This is a genomic window from Pseudomonas sp. NPDC089407, assembly GCF_044900445.1.
In the GTDB taxonomy this organism is placed as follows: Bacteria; Pseudomonadota; Gammaproteobacteria; order Pseudomonadales; family Pseudomonadaceae; genus Aquipseudomonas.
In genome coordinates this window covers 212,534-229,321 of sequence record NZ_JBJDNB010000002.1, presented here as the reverse complement: position 1 = coordinate 229,321, position 16,788 = coordinate 212,534, and the positions used below count along the sequence as shown (strand labels likewise).

General features: G+C 63.5%; 16 protein-coding genes. 8 read left to right on the top strand and 8 right to left on the bottom strand.

The window, feature by feature from the left end; genetic code table 11:
• Positions 1-100 precede the first annotated feature (100 nt).
• The 4 genes from ACI2KG_RS03015 to rpoE all read right to left on the bottom strand — a co-directional run bounded on the left by ACI2KG_RS03015 (position 101) and on the right by rpoE (position 3,898).
• Entirely contained in the window at positions 101-1,507 is a 1,407-nt protein-coding gene (locus tag ACI2KG_RS03015; RefSeq protein ID WP_404660768.1) for a DegQ family serine endoprotease, read from the bottom strand.
• A 209-nt stretch (positions 1,508-1,716) separates the two neighbouring features.
• On the bottom strand, positions 1,717-2,682 hold the full coding sequence (locus tag ACI2KG_RS03010) for a MucB/RseB C-terminal domain-containing protein (RefSeq protein WP_404660729.1): 966 nt from the start codon (positions 2,680-2,682) through the stop codon (positions 1,717-1,719).
• A 12-nt stretch (positions 2,683-2,694) separates the two neighbouring features.
• Positions 2,695-3,285 carry a sigma-E factor negative regulatory protein gene (locus ACI2KG_RS03005; protein ID WP_404660728.1) on the bottom strand — a complete coding sequence of 197 codons (591 nt, stop codon included), beginning with the start codon at positions 3,283-3,285 and terminating at the stop codon, positions 2,695-2,697.
• Between the two features lie 31 nt (positions 3,286-3,316).
• Positions 3,317-3,898, bottom strand: a complete 582-nt coding sequence (gene rpoE / locus ACI2KG_RS03000) for an RNA polymerase sigma factor RpoE (RefSeq protein WP_003252049.1) — start codon at positions 3,896-3,898, stop codon at positions 3,317-3,319.
• Positions 3,899-4,343: 445 nt separating this feature from the next.
• On the opposite strand from rpoE, the gene nadB reads away from it, so the two are divergent.
• Positions 4,344-5,948, top strand: coding sequence for an L-aspartate oxidase (nadB, locus tag ACI2KG_RS02995; protein WP_404660727.1), 1,605 nt, complete (start codon positions 4,344-4,346; stop codon positions 5,946-5,948).
• A gap of 304 nt (positions 5,949-6,252) precedes the next feature.
• Here nadB and ACI2KG_RS02990 read toward each other — a convergent pair whose 3' ends face one another.
• Positions 6,253-6,717, bottom strand: coding sequence for a protein YgfX (locus tag ACI2KG_RS02990; RefSeq protein ID WP_404660726.1), 465 nt, complete (start codon positions 6,715-6,717; stop codon positions 6,253-6,255).
• Positions 6,701-6,955, bottom strand: coding sequence for a succinate dehydrogenase assembly factor 2 (locus ACI2KG_RS02985; RefSeq protein WP_016498168.1), 255 nt, complete (start codon positions 6,953-6,955; stop codon positions 6,701-6,703). Before ACI2KG_RS02985 ends, ACI2KG_RS02990 begins: the two co-directional genes overlap by 17 nt.
• 133 nt (positions 6,956-7,088) lie before the next feature.
• Between ACI2KG_RS02985 and ACI2KG_RS02980 the strand changes: the two genes are divergently transcribed.
• Together ACI2KG_RS02980 and ACI2KG_RS02975 are read left to right on the top strand one after the other, a co-directional pair.
• Positions 7,089-8,030 carry a YgfZ/GcvT domain-containing protein gene (locus ACI2KG_RS02980; RefSeq protein WP_404660725.1) on the top strand — a complete coding sequence of 314 codons (942 nt, stop codon included), beginning with the start codon at positions 7,089-7,091 and terminating at the stop codon, positions 8,028-8,030.
• 55 nt (positions 8,031-8,085) lie between these two features.
• The gene (locus ACI2KG_RS02975; protein WP_404660724.1) at positions 8,086-8,892 is read left to right on the top strand and encodes an HDOD domain-containing protein; all 807 of its coding nucleotides are present in this window, start codon (positions 8,086-8,088) and stop codon (positions 8,890-8,892) included.
• Positions 8,893-9,007: 115 nt separating this feature from the next.
• On the opposite strand, the gene ACI2KG_RS02970 is transcribed toward ACI2KG_RS02975, so the two are convergent.
• Both ACI2KG_RS02970 and ACI2KG_RS02965 read right to left on the bottom strand, forming a co-directional pair.
• Positions 9,008-10,387, bottom strand: coding sequence for a sensor histidine kinase (locus ACI2KG_RS02970; protein WP_400614772.1), 1,380 nt, complete (start codon positions 10,385-10,387; stop codon positions 9,008-9,010).
• A complete protein-coding gene (locus ACI2KG_RS02965) occupies positions 10,380-11,051 on the bottom strand; it encodes a response regulator (RefSeq protein WP_400614770.1) in 672 nt (223 codons plus the stop codon). Before ACI2KG_RS02965 ends, ACI2KG_RS02970 begins: the two co-directional genes overlap by 8 nt.
• 199 nt (positions 11,052-11,250) lie before the next feature.
• Between ACI2KG_RS02965 and ACI2KG_RS02960 the strand changes: the two genes are divergently transcribed.
• The 5 genes from ACI2KG_RS02960 (at position 11,251) to ACI2KG_RS02940 (ending at position 16,771) form a co-directional block, all read left to right on the top strand.
• A complete protein-coding gene (locus ACI2KG_RS02960; RefSeq protein ID WP_404660723.1) occupies positions 11,251-12,567 on the top strand; it encodes an OprD family porin in 1,317 nt (438 codons plus the stop codon).
• 45 nt (positions 12,568-12,612) lie between these two features.
• On the top strand, positions 12,613-13,593 hold the full coding sequence (locus ACI2KG_RS02955; RefSeq protein ID WP_404660722.1) for a Bug family tripartite tricarboxylate transporter substrate binding protein: 981 nt from the start codon (positions 12,613-12,615) through the stop codon (positions 13,591-13,593).
• 177 nt (positions 13,594-13,770) lie between these two features.
• Positions 13,771-14,229 (top strand): tripartite tricarboxylate transporter TctB family protein, encoded by a 459-nt coding sequence (locus tag ACI2KG_RS02950; RefSeq protein WP_404660721.1) that lies wholly within the window; start codon positions 13,771-13,773, stop codon positions 14,227-14,229.
• A 3-nt stretch (positions 14,230-14,232) separates the two neighbouring features.
• Positions 14,233-15,747, top strand: a complete 1,515-nt coding sequence (locus tag ACI2KG_RS02945; RefSeq protein WP_400614762.1) for a tripartite tricarboxylate transporter permease — start codon at positions 14,233-14,235, stop codon at positions 15,745-15,747.
• Positions 15,740-16,771 carry an AbrB family transcriptional regulator gene (locus tag ACI2KG_RS02940; RefSeq protein ID WP_404660720.1) on the top strand — a complete coding sequence of 344 codons (1,032 nt, stop codon included), beginning with the start codon at positions 15,740-15,742 and terminating at the stop codon, positions 16,769-16,771. Before ACI2KG_RS02945 ends, ACI2KG_RS02940 begins: the two co-directional genes overlap by 8 nt.
• Positions 16,772-16,788 lie beyond the last annotated feature (17 nt).

The window sequence follows — 16,788 nt, the reverse complement described above, 5'->3', positions numbered from 1 at the left end:
GGAGATTCCTCTGTCCGACTGTACACAGCAATTATCCGTACAATTGTGAATATTCATGAAAAAGGGCAGCCGAGGCTGCCCTTTTCCCTTGCCGACCCGCTTATTCAGCGAGCTTGAAGGTAATGAAGCTGGCACGGCCCTGACGCAGTACGCGCATCGACACCGAACGGTTTTTCGGCAGCTCCTTGGCGATTTCGGTGAATTCCTTGGCCGAACCGATGGCCTGGTTGTTCAGGTGGCTGATGACATCACCCGGACGCAGGCCGATCAGCGCTGCCGGGCCATCCTGAACTTCCTTGATGACCACGCCGCCCTTGAGCTCCAGGGATTTCTTCTGCTCGGCGGTCAGGTCGGCCACCGAGACACCCAGGCGGTTGCTGCTGCGCTCGGCGCTGCCTTGCGCGCCAGTGCCGGTGCCGATGTCGGCATCGTCATCCGGCATCGCGCCGACGGCAATGTCGAGGCTCTGGCGCTTGCCATTGCGGATGATCTCAAGTTTGGCCTTTTCGCCATCCTTGAGGCTGCCGACCAGGTGCGGCAGGTCGGCCGACATGACGATCGGCTGGCCGTTCATGCTCAGGATCACGTCACCTACCTGCAAGCCACCCTTCGCTGCCGGGCCGTCTTCCAGCACCTGCGCCACGAGTGCACCGGCCGGTTTGTCCAGGCCGAAGGATTCAGCCAGGTCTTTGTTGACCTCCTGGATCACCACGCCCAGCCAGCCGCGGCTGACCTTGCCGTCTTTCTTCAGCTGATTGGAAACATCGATCGCCACATCGATCGGGATGGCGAACGACAGGCCCATGAAGCCACCGGAACGGGTGAAGATCTGCGAGTTGATACCCACCACTTCGCCCTTCATGTTGAACAACGGGCCACCGGAGTTACCCGGGTTGATGGCCACGTCGGTCTGGATGAACGGTACGTAGGTGTCATTCGGCAAGGTCCGGCCCTTGGCGCTGACGATACCTTTGGTTACCGAATGGTCGAAGCCGAACGGCGAACCGATGGCCAGCACCCACTCGCCCACCTTCAACTTCTCGGAGTCACCCAGCTTCACGGTCGGCAGGTTCTTGCCCTCGACCTTCAGCAGGGCCACGTCGGTACGCGGGTCGGTGCCGACCAGTTTGGCCTGCAGCTCACTGCGGTCCGACAGGCGGACGATGATTTCGTCGGCATCGGCCACCACGTGGTTGTTGGTCAGCACGTAGCCATCGCTGGAAATGATGAAGCCCGAGCCCAGCGACTGCGCCTCACGCTGGCGGTCCCCACGCGGCGAGCGCGGCTGCTGCGGCATGTTGCGCTCGAAGAACTCGCGGAACATTGGCGGCAGGCCTTCCAGGTCCGGCATCTGCCCTTGGGCAACGCGGCGGTCCGGCAGCTTCTGCTTGGTACTGATGTTGACCACCGCCGGCGAGGCCTGCTCGACCAGGGTGGTGAAGTCCGGCAGGGCTTCCTCGGCCTGGGCGCTGAGCACCTGGCCGAGCATCAGCACGGCGGCGAACATCGTTAGGTAGGATTTCAAGCGTGGTATTGACATACGGCTCCCGTCAAAACGAGCGGTAGTTTAGAAAGACCCCTGCACAAAGCAGGAAAGGCCAGGCTCCTGAAAGCCTGACCTATAGAAAATTTGCCGATGGATTGCAAATGACAATGCTTTAATTTCATTTCAGCCGTGTGTCCGCCCGCCTTGGCATCGCCCGCAAAAGCGCACCATTACTGGCGCGCCTGGGCATCCTGAGGGCGCATCGACAACGCGACGCGTTCTGCCGTTCCCAGCGGGATTTCGCCGACCACAGTCACCATCACCTTGCCCTTGGGCGTGTTCAAGCGGCGCGAAACCGCCGAAGTCGGGCCCAATTGGGTGCGCATGTCGGTGCCGCCGTCGTCTTTCACCGGTTCGAGAAACACCGAGAAGCGCGCCAGGCCATCGTCATACATCAAGCTGCTGACCGAGCTGTTTTGCTTGGGGTCGCGGCGCACCGAACTGTTGACCAGTTCGAAGCCAGGCGGCAGCCAGTCCGAGCGCCAGCCAGCGACGGTGTCATTGCTGACGGCGGTGGCAGGCTGCACCGGCTTGCAGGCTGCGCTGGGGCGCATATCCGCGTCACTGGGAAGTTTGTCGGTATCGAGGCGGGTCATCTGGAAGCGCTCCAGCAACTGCCCCTTGTCGTTGAGCATCAACGAGCGCAGCGGCAGGCCGCTGCGTCGATCCAGATGCAGTTCGAAGGCGTAACGGTGCTGATCACGTGGGGCCAGCGTAACAATCACGGCGTCGCGCCCGGCAACCCGCGACTTGCCTACCACGCTCAAGTCGTACCAGCCCATCAGTTTCAGTGGATCAAGCACACGCTGCGCAGTATCTGGCGGCGCCGTGACACTGCTGGCCAAGGCCCCGCTGACGCACTCCACCTTGCCATCCACGCGCACGATTTCCTGGGCAGCGCCATCGAGCTGCAAGAGCCGCTCGCTGACCTTGCCGCCCTCGACCCTGTGCCAGATATCATGGGAGGAGAAACTGCCGTTGCGTTCGTAAACGAAAGAGCCTTGGTAGCTCTGCTTTTGCTCGGCCTGCGCCAGCTTGTTCAGCCACTCACTCGCCTCAGGCGAAGAGTTGGCTGCCAACGCTGGCACCGTCATGCAGCTGCCAATCAGCAGCGACAGGAGAGGAAGCGCGCGCATGGTCCTCCTTACTTAACGGTTTTCCAGGCTGGCAGCGCGGGCATATGGCAGTGCGGTTTCAGTGCCCTTGAGCGCAGATTCCTGGGCATGCTGGCGCAGGTAGCCTGGCAGACGCTGATCCCAGCCGGCCTGGTTCTGCAGCACGCCGTTGGCCATTGGCCCGGTCGGTTGCTCACTGCTCTCACTATAGCCTGCCAAAACAGCCGGGCCTTGTGCTTGTGGCACGCTCAGGCCTTGCTGGACCGGCTGCTGGGCAGCCAGCTCGGCGCCAGTGATCTCGTCCTGGTTGTACATGCGTACCCCGGCCAGCACAGCCACGGTGACGGAAGCCGCGACCGCCAGGCGGCCAATGCTGCGCCAAGGACCTTTCTTGACCTTGGCCGGCACCGCTTCGTCAGCCAGCGCCGCAGACACCGCCGAGGCGATATCCAGGTTGGGCAGCAGCAGCTCCTTGTGCATGGCTGCACGGGCCACCTGGTAGCGCGACCAGGTGGCACGGGTTTCGGCTTCGTCGACGGCGCTCAGCACCCGACGCAGCTCCAGTTCGTCCGCTTCGTTATCCATCACCGCGGACAGCGATTCCTGCAAAGCTTCACGACTCATGGCGGTTCCTCTCTTGGCTGTCGCCGCTGTCTCAGGTTTCCTGCAACAAAGGCTGCAGGGCTTTATCTATGGCCTCCCGAGCGCGGAAGATTCGAGAGCGCACGGTACCCACCGGACATTGCATGACACTGGCAATGTCTTCGTAACTCAGCCCGTCGAACTCACGCAGGGTCAAAGCCGTGCGTAGGTCCTCGGGCAGTTGCTGGATGGTGCGATGGACGGTGCCTTCGATTTCATCCCGCAACAACGAGCGCTCTGGGGACTCGAGATCCTTGAGACCATGATCGCCGTCGTAAAACTCCGCATCCTCGGAGCTGACATCGCTGTCTGGTGGCCGTCTTCCACGGGACACCAGGTAGTTCTTCGCCGTGTTGATGGCGATGCGGTACAGCCACGTATAGAACGCACTGTCGCCGCGGAAATTGCCAAGCGCACGGTAGGCCTTGATGAAGGCTTCCTGTGCTACGTCCTGGGCCTCGTGGGTATCGTGAACGAACCGCACGATCAACCCGAGAATCTTGTGCTGATACTTCAGCACCAACAGATCGAACGCTCGCCTGTCGCCGCGCTGAACGCGCTCGACAAGCTGCTGATCCTCTTCCTGGGTTAGCATGAACACTCCTCAATGAACTCAAAGGAGCGTTGCAGCAGCCATTGTTCAGGCTTGCAACCATAGACTCGGGCTTTGCGCAAAAGTTCTCCCCTCCAAGCAAGTTTCCTGCAGCCCTTGGTCGGCTTGCACGGAAGACGCGGCGCGGACATGGCCGGCTACGTCGATAATCAGGTTTCGAATACGCAGGGGTCAGCCCGGAAAGGCCTGCCACCCTGCGTCGCCGCGGCAATTTGTGGCGTGCGGGCAGCCTTCATAGGATTTCCGGCCATGTCGGAAAGTTCCCACAAAGGTTGACGCGCGCCTCGGTAAGTGGCCAAGCGGCATGGAAATTGGCCACCTCAGGCTGCTATAAAGGCAACCCGGCCAAGTTTAACGATAGTTTCACAATGCCACCTGCGCGTGACTATTGTGCCGCGCCCCCTCCAAAGATTACTAGTGTCCCGACATGAGCCAACAATTCCAACATGATGTCCTGGTGATCGGCAGCGGTGCCGCCGGTCTCAGCCTGGCACTTAACCTTCCCCGCCACCTGCGCGTTGCCGTGCTGAGCAAGGGCGACCTGGCCAATGGCTCGACCTTCTGGGCCCAAGGCGGTGTCGCAGCGGTGCTCGACAATACCGATACCGTGCAGTCGCACGTCGAGGACACCCTCAATGCTGGCGGCGGGCTGTGTCATGAAGACGCGGTGCGGTTTACCGTCGAGCACAGCCGCGAAGCGATTCAGTGGTTGATCGAGCAAGGCGTGCCCTTTACCCGCGACGAGCACTACAGCGTCGACGACGGCGGCTTCGAGTTCCACCTTACCCGCGAAGGCGGCCATAGCCACCGGCGCATCATCCACGCCGCCGACGCCACTGGCGCAGCCATTTTTACCACGCTGCTGGAGCAGGCCCGCCGGCGCCCGAACATCCAGCTGCTGGAGCAGCGCGTGGCCGTCGACCTCATCACCGAGCGGCGCCTGGGGCTGCCAGGCGAACGTTGCCTGGGTGCCTACGTGCTCAACCGCAACACGGGCGAGGTGGACACCTTTGGCGCACGCTTCACCGTGCTGGCCACTGGCGGCGCGGCCAAGGTCTACCTCTACACCAGCAACCCTGACGGTGCCTGTGGCGACGGTATCGCCATGGCCTGGCGCGCCGGTTGCCGGGTGGCGAACCTGGAGTTCAACCAGTTCCACCCGACCTGCCTGTACCACCCGCAGGCCAAGAGCTTCCTGGTCACCGAAGCCCTGCGCGGCGAGGGTGCCTTGCTGCGCCTGCCCAATGGCGAGCGCTTCATGCCGCGCTTCGACCCGCGCGAGGAACTGGCCCCACGCGACATCGTGGCCCGCGCCATCGACCACGAGATGAAGCGCCTGGGTGTGGACTGCGTCTACCTGGACATCACCCACAAGCCGGCCGAGTTCATCAAGAGCCACTTCCCCACCGTGTACGAGCGCTGCCTGGCGTTTGGCATCGACATTACCCGCCAGCCGATCCCGGTGGTGCCTGCGGCGCACTACACCTGCGGCGGGGTGATGGTCGACGACCGTGGCCACACCGAAGTGCCTGGCTTGTATGCCATTGGCGAAACCAGCTTTACCGGCCTGCACGGCGCCAACCGCATGGCCAGCAACTCGCTGCTGGAATGTTTCGTCTATGGCCGCGCCGCCGCGGCCGACATCGAGGCGCACCTGGAACAGGTGCCCATGCCCGAGGCCCTGCCGGGCTGGGATGCCAGCCAGGTGACCGATTCGGACGAGGACGTGATCATCGCGCACAACTGGGATGAGTTGCGGCGGTTCATGTGGGACTACGTGGGTATCGTGCGCACCAGCAAGCGGTTGCAGCGGGCGCAGCACCGTATTCGTCTGTTGCTGGATGAAATCGATGAGTTCTACAGCAACTATAAGGTCAGCCGTGACCTGATCGAACTGCGTAACCTTGCGCAGGTGGCCGAGTTGATGATCCTGTCGGCGATGCAGCGCAAGGAAAGCCGTGGCTTGCATTACACGCTGGATTACCCGGGGTTGCTGGACGAGGCGAAGGACACGATTCTTGGTCCTGCCTGAAAGCTGTAGCGCCTGAGAGATCGAGCGCCGCCCGCGCGGCGCTTCGCGGGGCAAGCCCGCTCCCACATCTGTTTCGGGCCAATTACTCCTGCCACCTCCGCACTCGCTCCTTGGATGCATGGCTGGAGATAGCAGAAAAGCACAGATGACACCTTCGATATCGAATGGAAAATACTAGACGGGCAGAGGTGACTTCAAAGGAGTGACTGGCCCGAAACAAATGTGGGAGCGGCCTTGTGCCGCGAAGCGCCGCGCGGGCGGCGCTCGATCTCACAGGCGCCAAACCTGCCACGGCGAACACCTGTCAGCCCCGACTCGCTCCCACCTCAGCCCAGCGCCGCCGGCTGAACTTCAACCTCACCCGCAAACGCCGATGCTCATCCACCCCCAGCGCATCCCGCGGCACACACTGGCTTTGCCCCAACCAGCACCCTGCGCGCTGAAAACGCAACACCACCAACCCCGGCAATGCCACGCTGTCCCGACACAGCCGCACCGGCTGCCAGCCACAACCACGGCTGAACACTTGCCAGCCGCGCACATCACGGCGCAGGCCGACTACGGCATGTTCATGGGTCAGCAGAATACGTCGGGGAACAGCCCAGGCAGCGTGGGCAAGACAGGCGGCAACAACGCAAAAGGCCAACCACCCGGGCAGCGGGCTCGCCCACACGGCAAGCCACGCCAGCACCTGGCACGCCAGGTAGGCCACTAGCAGCAGGCGCGAGCCTTGCCAGCGGCATTCGAAGCACTCACTTGGGCTGGACACGGTCCAGGATGATGCGAACCATGCGCTGCAGCTCCGGGTCTTCAGACTCGGTGCGCTCCATGAACCAGCCGAACATGTCCTGGTCCTCGCAGCTCAACAGCCGCACGTACAGTTCGCGGTCGGTCTCGTTGAGGGTGGAGTAGACTTCCTGGGTGAAAGGCACCAGCAGTACGTCCAGTTCCAGCATGCCGCGGCGGCTGTGCCAGAAAAGCCGGTTGAGTTCAGTTTGTTCGACCATGGGGCCCTCCTCGAATGGCCCGCCAGTATACAGCCAGGCGAGCGAAGCGACACCGGGCGTTGGTCTAGTCACCTACCTATTTTGTTACCGGCGTTCTATGATGGCCGCCAGTCTTTAGCCACCGCGATGACCCATGGCCGATTCCGCTTTCTTTTGCCCCCTGTCCCACGAGGGCATCCTCGCCGTCCGCGGCTCCGATGCAGGCAAGTTCCTGCAAGGCCAGCTGACCTGCAACATCAACTACCTCAGCCTGGAACATGCCAGCCTCGGCGCCCGCTGCATGGTCAAAGGGCGCATGCAGTCCAGCTTCCGCATCCTGCCCGAAGGCAATGGCTACTTGCTGGCCATGGCCAGCGAACTGCTCGATGCGCAACTGGCCGACCTGAAGAAATACGCCGTATTCTCCAAGGCCACACTGACCGATGAAAGCGCCGCCTGGGCACGTTTCGGCCTGCAAGGTGGCGAAGCGGCACTGCAAGCGCTGGGGCTCGACGTGCCCGCCGCCATCGGCAGTACCGTGCGCCATGAGGGGCTGATTGCCATCAGCGTGTCCGTTGGCCGCGTGGAGTTGTGGGTGGCGGCGGAGAACGCCGAGCCGGTGCGCCAGGCGCTCGCCGCCGCGCTGCCCGAGGGCAACCTCAACGACTGGCTGCTGGGGCAGATTCGCGCCGGTATCGGCCAGGTCATGGGGCCAACCCGTGAGCTGTTCATCCCGCAGATGATCAACCTGCAGGCCGTCGATGGCGTCAGCTTCAAGAAAGGCTGCTACACCGGCCAGGAAATTGTTGCGCGCATGCAGTACCTGGGCAAGCTCAAGCGCCGCCAGTACCGCCTGGCACTGGACCAGCAAGCCATTCCGGCCCCGGGCGCCGAAATTTTCTCGCCTACCCATGGCTCGTCGGTCGGTGAAGTGGTGATTGCAGCCAGCAACGGCGCGGGCTGCGAGCTGCTCGCGGTGCTTAGCGCCGACGCAGTTGAGGACAATAACCTGCACCTGGGCAGCCTGGAAGGCCCACGCCTGCAGGTGCTGACCCTGCCTTACGAACTGGACCGCGACCGGGAAATCCAACGCTGACCAGCCTGCCCCGCCCGCATGGCGGGGCCGCACCACCACTGCGGTAGACACGCCCATGAACAAGCTGGCCGAGATGGTTCAAGCACAGTTGCTCGATGCCATCGAAAAGGATGACCTGGTCCTGCCAACCCTGCCCGAGGTTGCCCTGAGCATCCGTGAAGCTGCGGAAGACAGCGAGATCAGCGTAGCGGCCCTGAGCAAAGTGATCGGTCGCGATGCGGCCCTTTCAGCGCGCCTGATCAAGGTCGTCAACAGCCCACTGCTGCGCGCGGCGGTGGAGGTTACCGACCTGCACACCGCCATCACGCGGCTGGGCATAAACTACAGCTGCAACTTGGCCATCGGCCTGGTGATCGAGCAGATTTTCCATGCACGCTCATCGGCAGTTGAGCAGAAACTTCGCGATATATGGGCCAATAGCCTGGAAGTGGCGGGCATCAGTTACGAAATCTGCCGCCGCTACACCCAGCTCAAGCCGGAGCAGGCGACCCTGGGTGGGCTGGTCAACCAGATCGGCGCGCTACCGGTCCTGATCTATGCCGAAGAACACAATGAACTGTTGTCCGACCCGGTGTGCCTGCATTACGTGATCGAGCAGATCCAGCCAGTGCTGGGCGACAAGATTCTCAAGGCGTGGGAGTTTCCGGAGCAGCTGGTGAACCTGCCAAGCCAGGTTCAGGACCTTGACCGTCAGACTGAGAAGGTCGATTACATCGACATTGTGCAGATCGCCCGCTGCATCAGCCAGCGGGGGCGCCAACGGCCGCTGGCGGCACTGCCGGCGTACCGCCACCTGGGGTTGCCGTTTGGTACCGAGCTTGAAGTGGATGAGCTGCTTGAGGCGCGGAGCATGTTGCGCTGAGCGGTGTCAGCCTGTGCTGGCCCTATCGCCGGCAAGCCGGCTCCCACAGGTACTGCGTCGACGCGGTCCTTGTGGGAGCTGGCTTGCCGGCGATAGGGCCAGCACAGACAACCCATCAATCAGCAATAAAACTCACCCGCACCCGCAACCCGCCATTGGCCCCATCATGCAGGCTCACCTGCGCCAGGTGCGCCCGGCAGATCTCGCCAACAATCGCCAGCCCCAACCCGCTGCCCTGCGCACTACGCCGGTAGAAACGCTCGAACACCCGCTCGCGCTCAGCCTCGGGAATGCCCGGCCCGTCATCCTCCACCTCCAGCACCGCCGGCGCCAGCACCCGTAAAATCACATTGCCACCCTCCGGTGTATGCGCCAGGGCATTGTCCACCAGGTTGCTCAATAGCTCGTTGAGCAACGTCGGCTCGCCCTTCAGCCACACGGGTGCCTCGGCCTCCAGCGCCAGCGCCACACCACGCTTGTGCGCCAGTGGCGCCATGGCCATCCCCAGCTCACGGGCCAGTTGGCTCAAGTCCAGGCGCTGCGCACCACCCTCGGCAATCGCCCGCGCGCCGTTCTCGACCCGCGCCAACGACAGCAACTGGTTAGCCAGGTGAGTCAGCCTGTCGGTACCCTGTACCGCCGCCTCCAAAGTCTGCCGCCACTCCTGCGGTTCGGACGAGCGCAAGCCCAGCTCGACCCGCGCCTTCAGCGCTGCCAAAGGTGTACGCAGCTCGTGAGCGGCATCGGCGATGAACTGCGCCTGGCGCTCAAACTGCCCACGCAAGCGTTCGGTAAAGTGGTTCAAGGCCCGCACCAACGGGCCTAGCTCACGCTGCACCTGCACCACCGGCAAGGCCCGCAGGTCATCCGGCTGGCGCTCTTCCACCGCTGTGCGCAGGCGCTCCAGCGGCCGCAACGCGGCACTCACGGCAAAACCCACCATCACCAGCGCGCCTAGCGCCAGCATGCCAAGGCGTAGCAGCGTGTCGGTCATCAGGTCACGCGCCATGCGCACCCGCGCTTCCTCCGTCTCGGCTACACGGATTTCCGCCATGCCGTTCATGTTCGGCTCGCTCACCGGTTTCAGCAGGCTGACCACGCGTACATCCTGGCCCTGGTAGGTGGCATTGTAGAACCGCGCCAGCGCCGGGTAGTCGTCGGTACGCGGGGTACCTGGCGGCGGTGGCGGCAGGTTTTCGTAGCCGGAAATCAGCCGCTGCTTGATATCCAGCACCGTGTAGTAGATACGCCCGGCGCTGTCGTAGGCGAAGGTATCCAGCGCCACGTAAGGCACGTCCGCGCTCAGCGAGCCGTCGCGCTGCGACAGGCCGGCGGCGATGGTCCGCGCCGAGGCGAGCAAGGTGCGGTCGTAGGCGGTGTCGGCGGCCTCGCGACCATTCCAGTAGGCGCTTAGGCCGCTGGCCAGCATCAGCACCACCAGCAACAGCGCCAGGTTGCCCAGCAAACGCCCGCGCAGGCTGCCGTTGTCACGCATCGCGGTGCTCGAGCAGGTAGCCCAGGCCACGGAAGGTGACGATGGCCACCGGGTGGCCGTCGAGCTTCTTGCGCAGGCGGTGGATGTAGATCTCGATGGCGTCAGGGCTGGCCTCTTCGTCCAGGCCGAATACCTGGGCGGCCAACTGCTCCTTGCTCATCACCCGGCCAGGGCGGGCGATCAGCGCTTCCAGCACGCTCTGCTCACGCGAGGTCAGGGTCAGGTTATCGTCGCCGAGTGAAAAACGCCGGGTGTCCAGGTCATACACCAGCGGCCCACAGCGTTGCTGACGTTCGCCACCGAGCACGCTGCGCCGCAGCAGGGCCTTGACCCGGGCTTCCAACTCGGTCAGCTCGAACGGCTTGGCGAGGTAGTCGTCGGCGCCCAGGTTAAGGCCGTGGACCCGGTCCTTGACGTCGCTGCGCGCGGTCAGCATCAGCACCGGCAAGGTCTTGCCACGGCCGCGCAGGCGCGCCAGCACTTCGAAGCCGTCCATGCGCGGCAAGCCGACATCCAGCACGGCCACGGCGTATTCCTCGCTGGCCAAGGCCAGGTCGGCTGCCACGCCGTCATGCAGCACATCCACGGTCAAGCCGTGGCTTTTCAAGGCCTGGGCCACGCTTTCGGCCAGTTGCAGGTGGTCTTCGACCAGCAGCACACGCATCGGATTCTCCCTGCTCGGGTGGGGCGGTGGCGCGGAGTGTACCGCTGTCGGCAGGCCTGTGAAGCCCTGTCGACAAACCTTTCACGCTGAAAGGTTAGCGAAAGGTTCGTTGCCTAGCATCGCACCACGGTCGCCCTTCGCGCCGAAAAAAGCACCAGCAAGGTGCAACGAATAAGAACAATAAACGGAGTCATCGACGATGCTGTCATCGCAGCCGCAGGCGTTCGCGCCTACCCGTTCCTTTGCCGCTCGCCCCTCCGCCATCGCCAGCGCCCTTGCGCTTGCCGGTGTCGCCCCGATGAGCCAGGCCGCCTTCTTCGAAGACAGCACGGCCACCTTCGAAACCCGCAACATGTACTTCAACCGCGACTTCCGCGACGGCACCAGCGCGCAGCAATCCAAGCGCGACGAATGGGCCCAGGGCTTCATGCTCAATTTCGAGTCCGGCTACACCGACGGCACCGTAGGCTTCGGCCTGGACGCACTGGGCATGCTCGGCATCAAGCTCGACTCCAGCCCCGACCGCACCGACACCGGTCTGCTGCCGACTCACGATGATGGCAAGGCGGCCGATGAGTACTCCAAGCTCGGCCTGACCGGCAAGGTAAAGATCTCGCAGACCGAACTGAAGATCGGCACGCTGATCCCGGAACTGCCCACCCTGCAGCCCAACGACGGGCGCATCCTGCCGCAAACCTTCGAAGGCGGGCTGCTGACCTCGAAGGAGATCAAGGGCCTGACCTTCACAGGCGGGCGCCTGGACAAGGCCAAGGACCGCAACGACACCAACTGGGAAGACCTGGCCCTGAACAACAAGAACGGCCGCTTCGGTGGCTCGTTCAGCGCCGACAACCTGACCCTGGGCGGCCTTGATTACCAGTTCACCGACCGAATCACCGGCAGCTACCACTTCGCCCAGCTCGACGATATCTACCGCCAGCACTTCATCGGCATGGTCGCCACCCAGCCATGGGGCCCGGGCACCTTCGGCGCCGACCTGCGCCTGGCGGTCAGTGACGATGCCGGTGCCGCCAAGGCCGGCAATATCGACAACACCACGGTCAACGGCATGCTCAGCTACGCCATGGGCGGGCACAAGGTCAGCGCCGCCTGGCAGCAGCTGTCGGGCGACAGCGCCTTCCCGTATGTCGATGGTGCCGACCCGTACCTGGTCAACTTCGTCCAGATCAACGACTTCGCAGGTAAAGACGAGCGCTCCTGGCAGGCACGCTACGACTACAACTTTGCCGCCCTCGGTGTACCCGGCCTGACTTTCATGACCCGCTACATCAGCGGCGACAACGTCAGCCGCGCGGCCGGCGGCGACAACGTCAGCCGCGCGGCCGGCGGCGAAGGCAAGGAATGGGAACGCAACACCGAGCTGAAGTACGTGGTACAAAGCGGCCCGTTGAAGAACGTCGCCGTGCGTTTGCGCAACGCCACCTTCCGCTCCAACTTCGCCCGCGACGCCGACGAAGTGCGGCTGCTGGTGAGCTACAGCGTCGCCATTTGGTAAGCCAATAGCAGTAACCGATAACAACAACACTCACGGAGATCGACGATGACCTTTTCACTGCGCCGCCTCGTCCTCGCTACCGGCTGCCTGCTGTTGGCCGGTAACGCCCTCGCTGCCGAACCGAAACGCCCCGAATGCATCGCCCCCGCCTCGCCCGGCGGTGGCTTCGACCTGACCTGCAAGCTGGTGCAAAGCGCCCTGGTGCAGGAAAAGATCCTCAGCAAACCGATGCGCGTCACCTACATGCCCGGCGGTGTCGGCGCGGTGGCCTACAACGCCGTGGTCGCCCAGCGCCCGGCCGACGCCGGCACGCTGGTGGCCTGGTCCAGCGGTTCGCTGCTGAACCTGGCCCAAGGCAAGTTCGGCCGCTTCGACGAGAACGCAGTGAAATGGCTGGCCGCGGTCGGCACCAGCTATGGCGCCATCGCAGTGAAAAGCGACTCGCCCTACAAGACCCTCGATGACCTGGTCGCGGCACTGAAGAAAGACCCGAGCAAGGTGGTGATCGGCTCCGGCGGCACAGTCGGCAGCCAGGACTGGATGCAGACCGCGCTGATTGCCAAGGCTGCCGGCATCAACCCGCGCGACCTGCGCTACGTGGCCCTGGAAGGCGGCGGTGAAATCGCCACGGCACTGCTGGGTGGCCACATCCAGATCGGCTCGACCGACATTTCCGACTCTATGCCGCATATCCAAAGCGGCAACATGCGCATCCTCGCGGTGTTCGCGGAAAACCGCCTGGACGAGCCGGAGATGAAAGACATCCCCACCGCCAAGGAACAGGGCTACGACATCGTCTGGCCTGTGGTGCGTGGCTTCTACCTGGGGCCAAAGGTGAGCGACGAGGACTACGCCTGGTGGAAGCAATCGTTCGACAAGATGCTGGCCTCGGAAGACTTCGCCCAGCTGCGTGACCAGCGCGAGCTATTCCCGTTCGCCATGACCGGCGAAGAACTGGACGGCTATGTGAAGAAGCAAGTGGCTGACTACAAGGCACTGGCCAAGGAATTTGGCCTGATCCAGTAACACGCCACGCCGCTCGCTCTTTGTAGGAGCGGCCTTGTGTCGCGAAAAGGCTGCACAGCAGCCCCAGCAATTTGTGCAGCGCTGCTGAAATCCTGGGGCCGCTGTGCGGCCCTTTCGCGACACAAGGCCGCTCCTACAAAGGATCTGCGTCTTGCCAAACAACACGAGGATTCCTTCATGATCCTGCAACGCATCTTCGCCCTGGCCCTGCTGGCGGTGTGTGCCGTCCTGGCCGTGATGGCCTGGCCCTACCAGGCCGCCTTCTCCTACGAACCGGTGGGCCCGCGCGCCTACCCTCTGCTGATGCTCGGCCTGATGGGCCTGGGCCTGCTGTACCTGGCCATCCGCCCCACGCCCATCGTGCGCAAGGACGACGAACCGGAACTGGACCGCGAAACCCTGATCAAGATCGCCGCCTGCGTCGGCCTGCTGATCGTCTTCGCTGCCACTTTCGAATCGCTGGGCTTCATTCTCAGCGCCATCCTCGTCGGCCTGCCCATGGCCCGCCTGTATGGCGGCCGCTGGCTGCACAGCGCCATCGTGGTGGTGGGCATGAGCATTTTCCTCTACTGGCTGTTCGACCGCGTGATGGACGTGCCCCTGCCCCTTGGCCTGCTGAGCGTACTGGAGAACTGACACATGGATACCTTGAGCTACCTGGGCCAGGGCTTCGGCGTTGCACTGTCCCCCTACAACCTGGTCACCGCCCTTTCCGGCACCCTGATCGGCACCGTGGTCGGCCTGCTGCCGGGCCTGGGCCCGATCAACGGCGTGGCCCTGCTGATCCCTATCGCCTTCGCCCTCGGCTTGCCGCCGGAGTCGGCACTGATCCTGCTGGCAGCGGTATACCTGGGCTGCGAATACGGCGGCCGTATCAGCTCGATCCTGCTGAACATCCCGGGCGAAGCCTCGACCGTGATGACCACCCTCGACGGCTACCCGATGGCCCGCCAGGGCCTGGCTGGCGTGGCGCTGTCGCTGTCCGCCTGGAGTTCGTTCATCGGCGCCTTCATCGCCACCTGTGGCATGGTGCTGTTCGCCCCGCTACTGGCGAAATGGGCGATTGCCTTCGGCCCGGCCGAGTACTTCGTGCTGATGGTGTTCGCCATTGTCTGCCTGGGCGGCATGGCCGGTGACAAACCGCTTAAAACCTTCATTGCCGCCCTGATCGGCCTGTTCCTGTCAGCAGTCGGCATCGACGCCAACAGCGGCGTATACCGCTTTACCGGTGACAGCGTGCACCTGGCCGACGGTATCCAGTTCGTGGTGCTGGTACTGGGCCTGTTCTCCATCAGCGAAATCCTCCTGCTGCTGGAAAAGACCCACCATGGCCACCAGGCGGTCAAGGCCACCGGGCGCATGCTGTTCAACTTCAAAGAAGCGGCCTCGGTGTTCGTGGTCAACATTCGCTGCGGCCTGCTGGGCTTCATCATGGGCGTTCTGCCTGGCGCCGGCGCCACACTGGCCAGCGCCGTGGCCTACATGACCGAAAAGCGCATCGCCGGCACCAGCGGCAAGTTCGGCAAGGGCGACGCCCGTGGCCTGGCTGCGCCGGAAACTGCCATAGGTGCTTCCTGCTGTGGCGCCCTGGTACCTATGCTGACCCTCGGCGTACCAGGTTCCGGCACCACCGCGGTGATGATCGGCGCACTGACCCTGTACAACATCACCCCCGGCCCAATGCTGTTCGAACAGCAGCCCGACATCGTCTGGGGCCTGATCGCTTCGTTGTTCATTGCCAACATCATGCTGGTAATCCTCAACATCCCGATGATCCGCATCTTCACCCGCATCCTCGCCGTGCCGAACTGGGCGCTGGTGCCAGTGATCGCCATCATCACCGCAATCGGCGTGTACGCCGTGCATGCCACCACCTTCGACCTGTTCCTGATGGTCGGCATCGGCATCATGGGCTACATCCTGCGCAAGCTGGACTTCCCGCTGTCGCCGATCCTGCTGGGCTTCATCCTCGGCGGGCTGATGGAGCAGAACCTGCGCCGGGCGCTGTCGATTTCCAACGGTGAGCTGGGCATCCTCTGGTCGAGCCCGATCAGCATGTCGGTGTGGGTATTGACGATTTGCATGATGACCCTGCCGCTGCTGCGCATCTGGCGCAAACGCGCCCAACAGCGTCGGGCCATGGCCGATGCCTGATCGGTCATTCCCGCTGTTCGTTGCGACCGGGCTGGTCGGCCTTGCTGGCGGTTTTGCCGCCAGCAAGGTCGGCTGGCCTTTGCCATGGATGGTCGGCTCGTTACTGGCGATCATCCTGGTGCGCTGCCTGACGCCCTGGCAGCTGTCGGAAATACCCAATGGCCGCAAATGCGGGCAGTGGATCATCGGTATCGGCATCGGCCTGCACTTCACCCCCGCGGTGATCGAGCAGGTGGCCAGCCATTTCGCGCTGATCTTCTTCGGCGCGCTGTTCACCACCCTGTCCAGCGTGATCAGCGTGTGGCTGTTGCGGCGTACCGGAGAAGACCGCGCCACGGCGTTCTTCGCCAGCATGCCCGGTGGTTCGGGTGAAATGGTCAACCTCGGCGCGCGTAATGGCGCGGTGCTCAGCCAGGTAGCAGCGGCACAGAGCCTGCGGGTGCTGGCGGTTGTGCTGTGCGTACCGGCGCTGTTCAAGTTTCTGCTGGGTGACGGGGTACCGCTCAATCACGCAGGCAGCGTGAACTGGGGCTGGCTGGCACTGATTGCGCCACTGGGCGTTGCCATGGCGTTGCTGTGGCAGCGCTTGCGCCAGCCCAACCCGTGGTTGTTCGGGCCGTTGCTGGTGGCGGCTACGGTGAGCCTTGCCGGCAACCTGCAGATCGCACTGCCCAATGGCGCCAGCCAGATCGGCCAGTGGTTGATCGGCAGTGGCCTGGCGTGCCACTTCAACCGTGCGTTCTTCCGCCGTGCGCCGTCGTTCCTCGGGCGTACGCTGGTGGCCACGGCGTTGTGCATGGCGATTGCTGCCAGTGCTGCCTGGGTGTTGAGCGTTATGACTGCGCTGGACTTGCGTTCACTGACGCTGGGGATGATGCCGGGCGGGATTGCCGAGATGAGCCTGACGGCGGAGACCTTGCAGTTATCGGTGCCGCTGGTAACGGCGCTACAGGTGATGCGGTTGTTGTTTGTGTTGTTTCTGGCGGAGCCGTTGTTCCGGGTGTGGAACACCAAAGCTGAATAATCGCGCCGCCTGCTTCG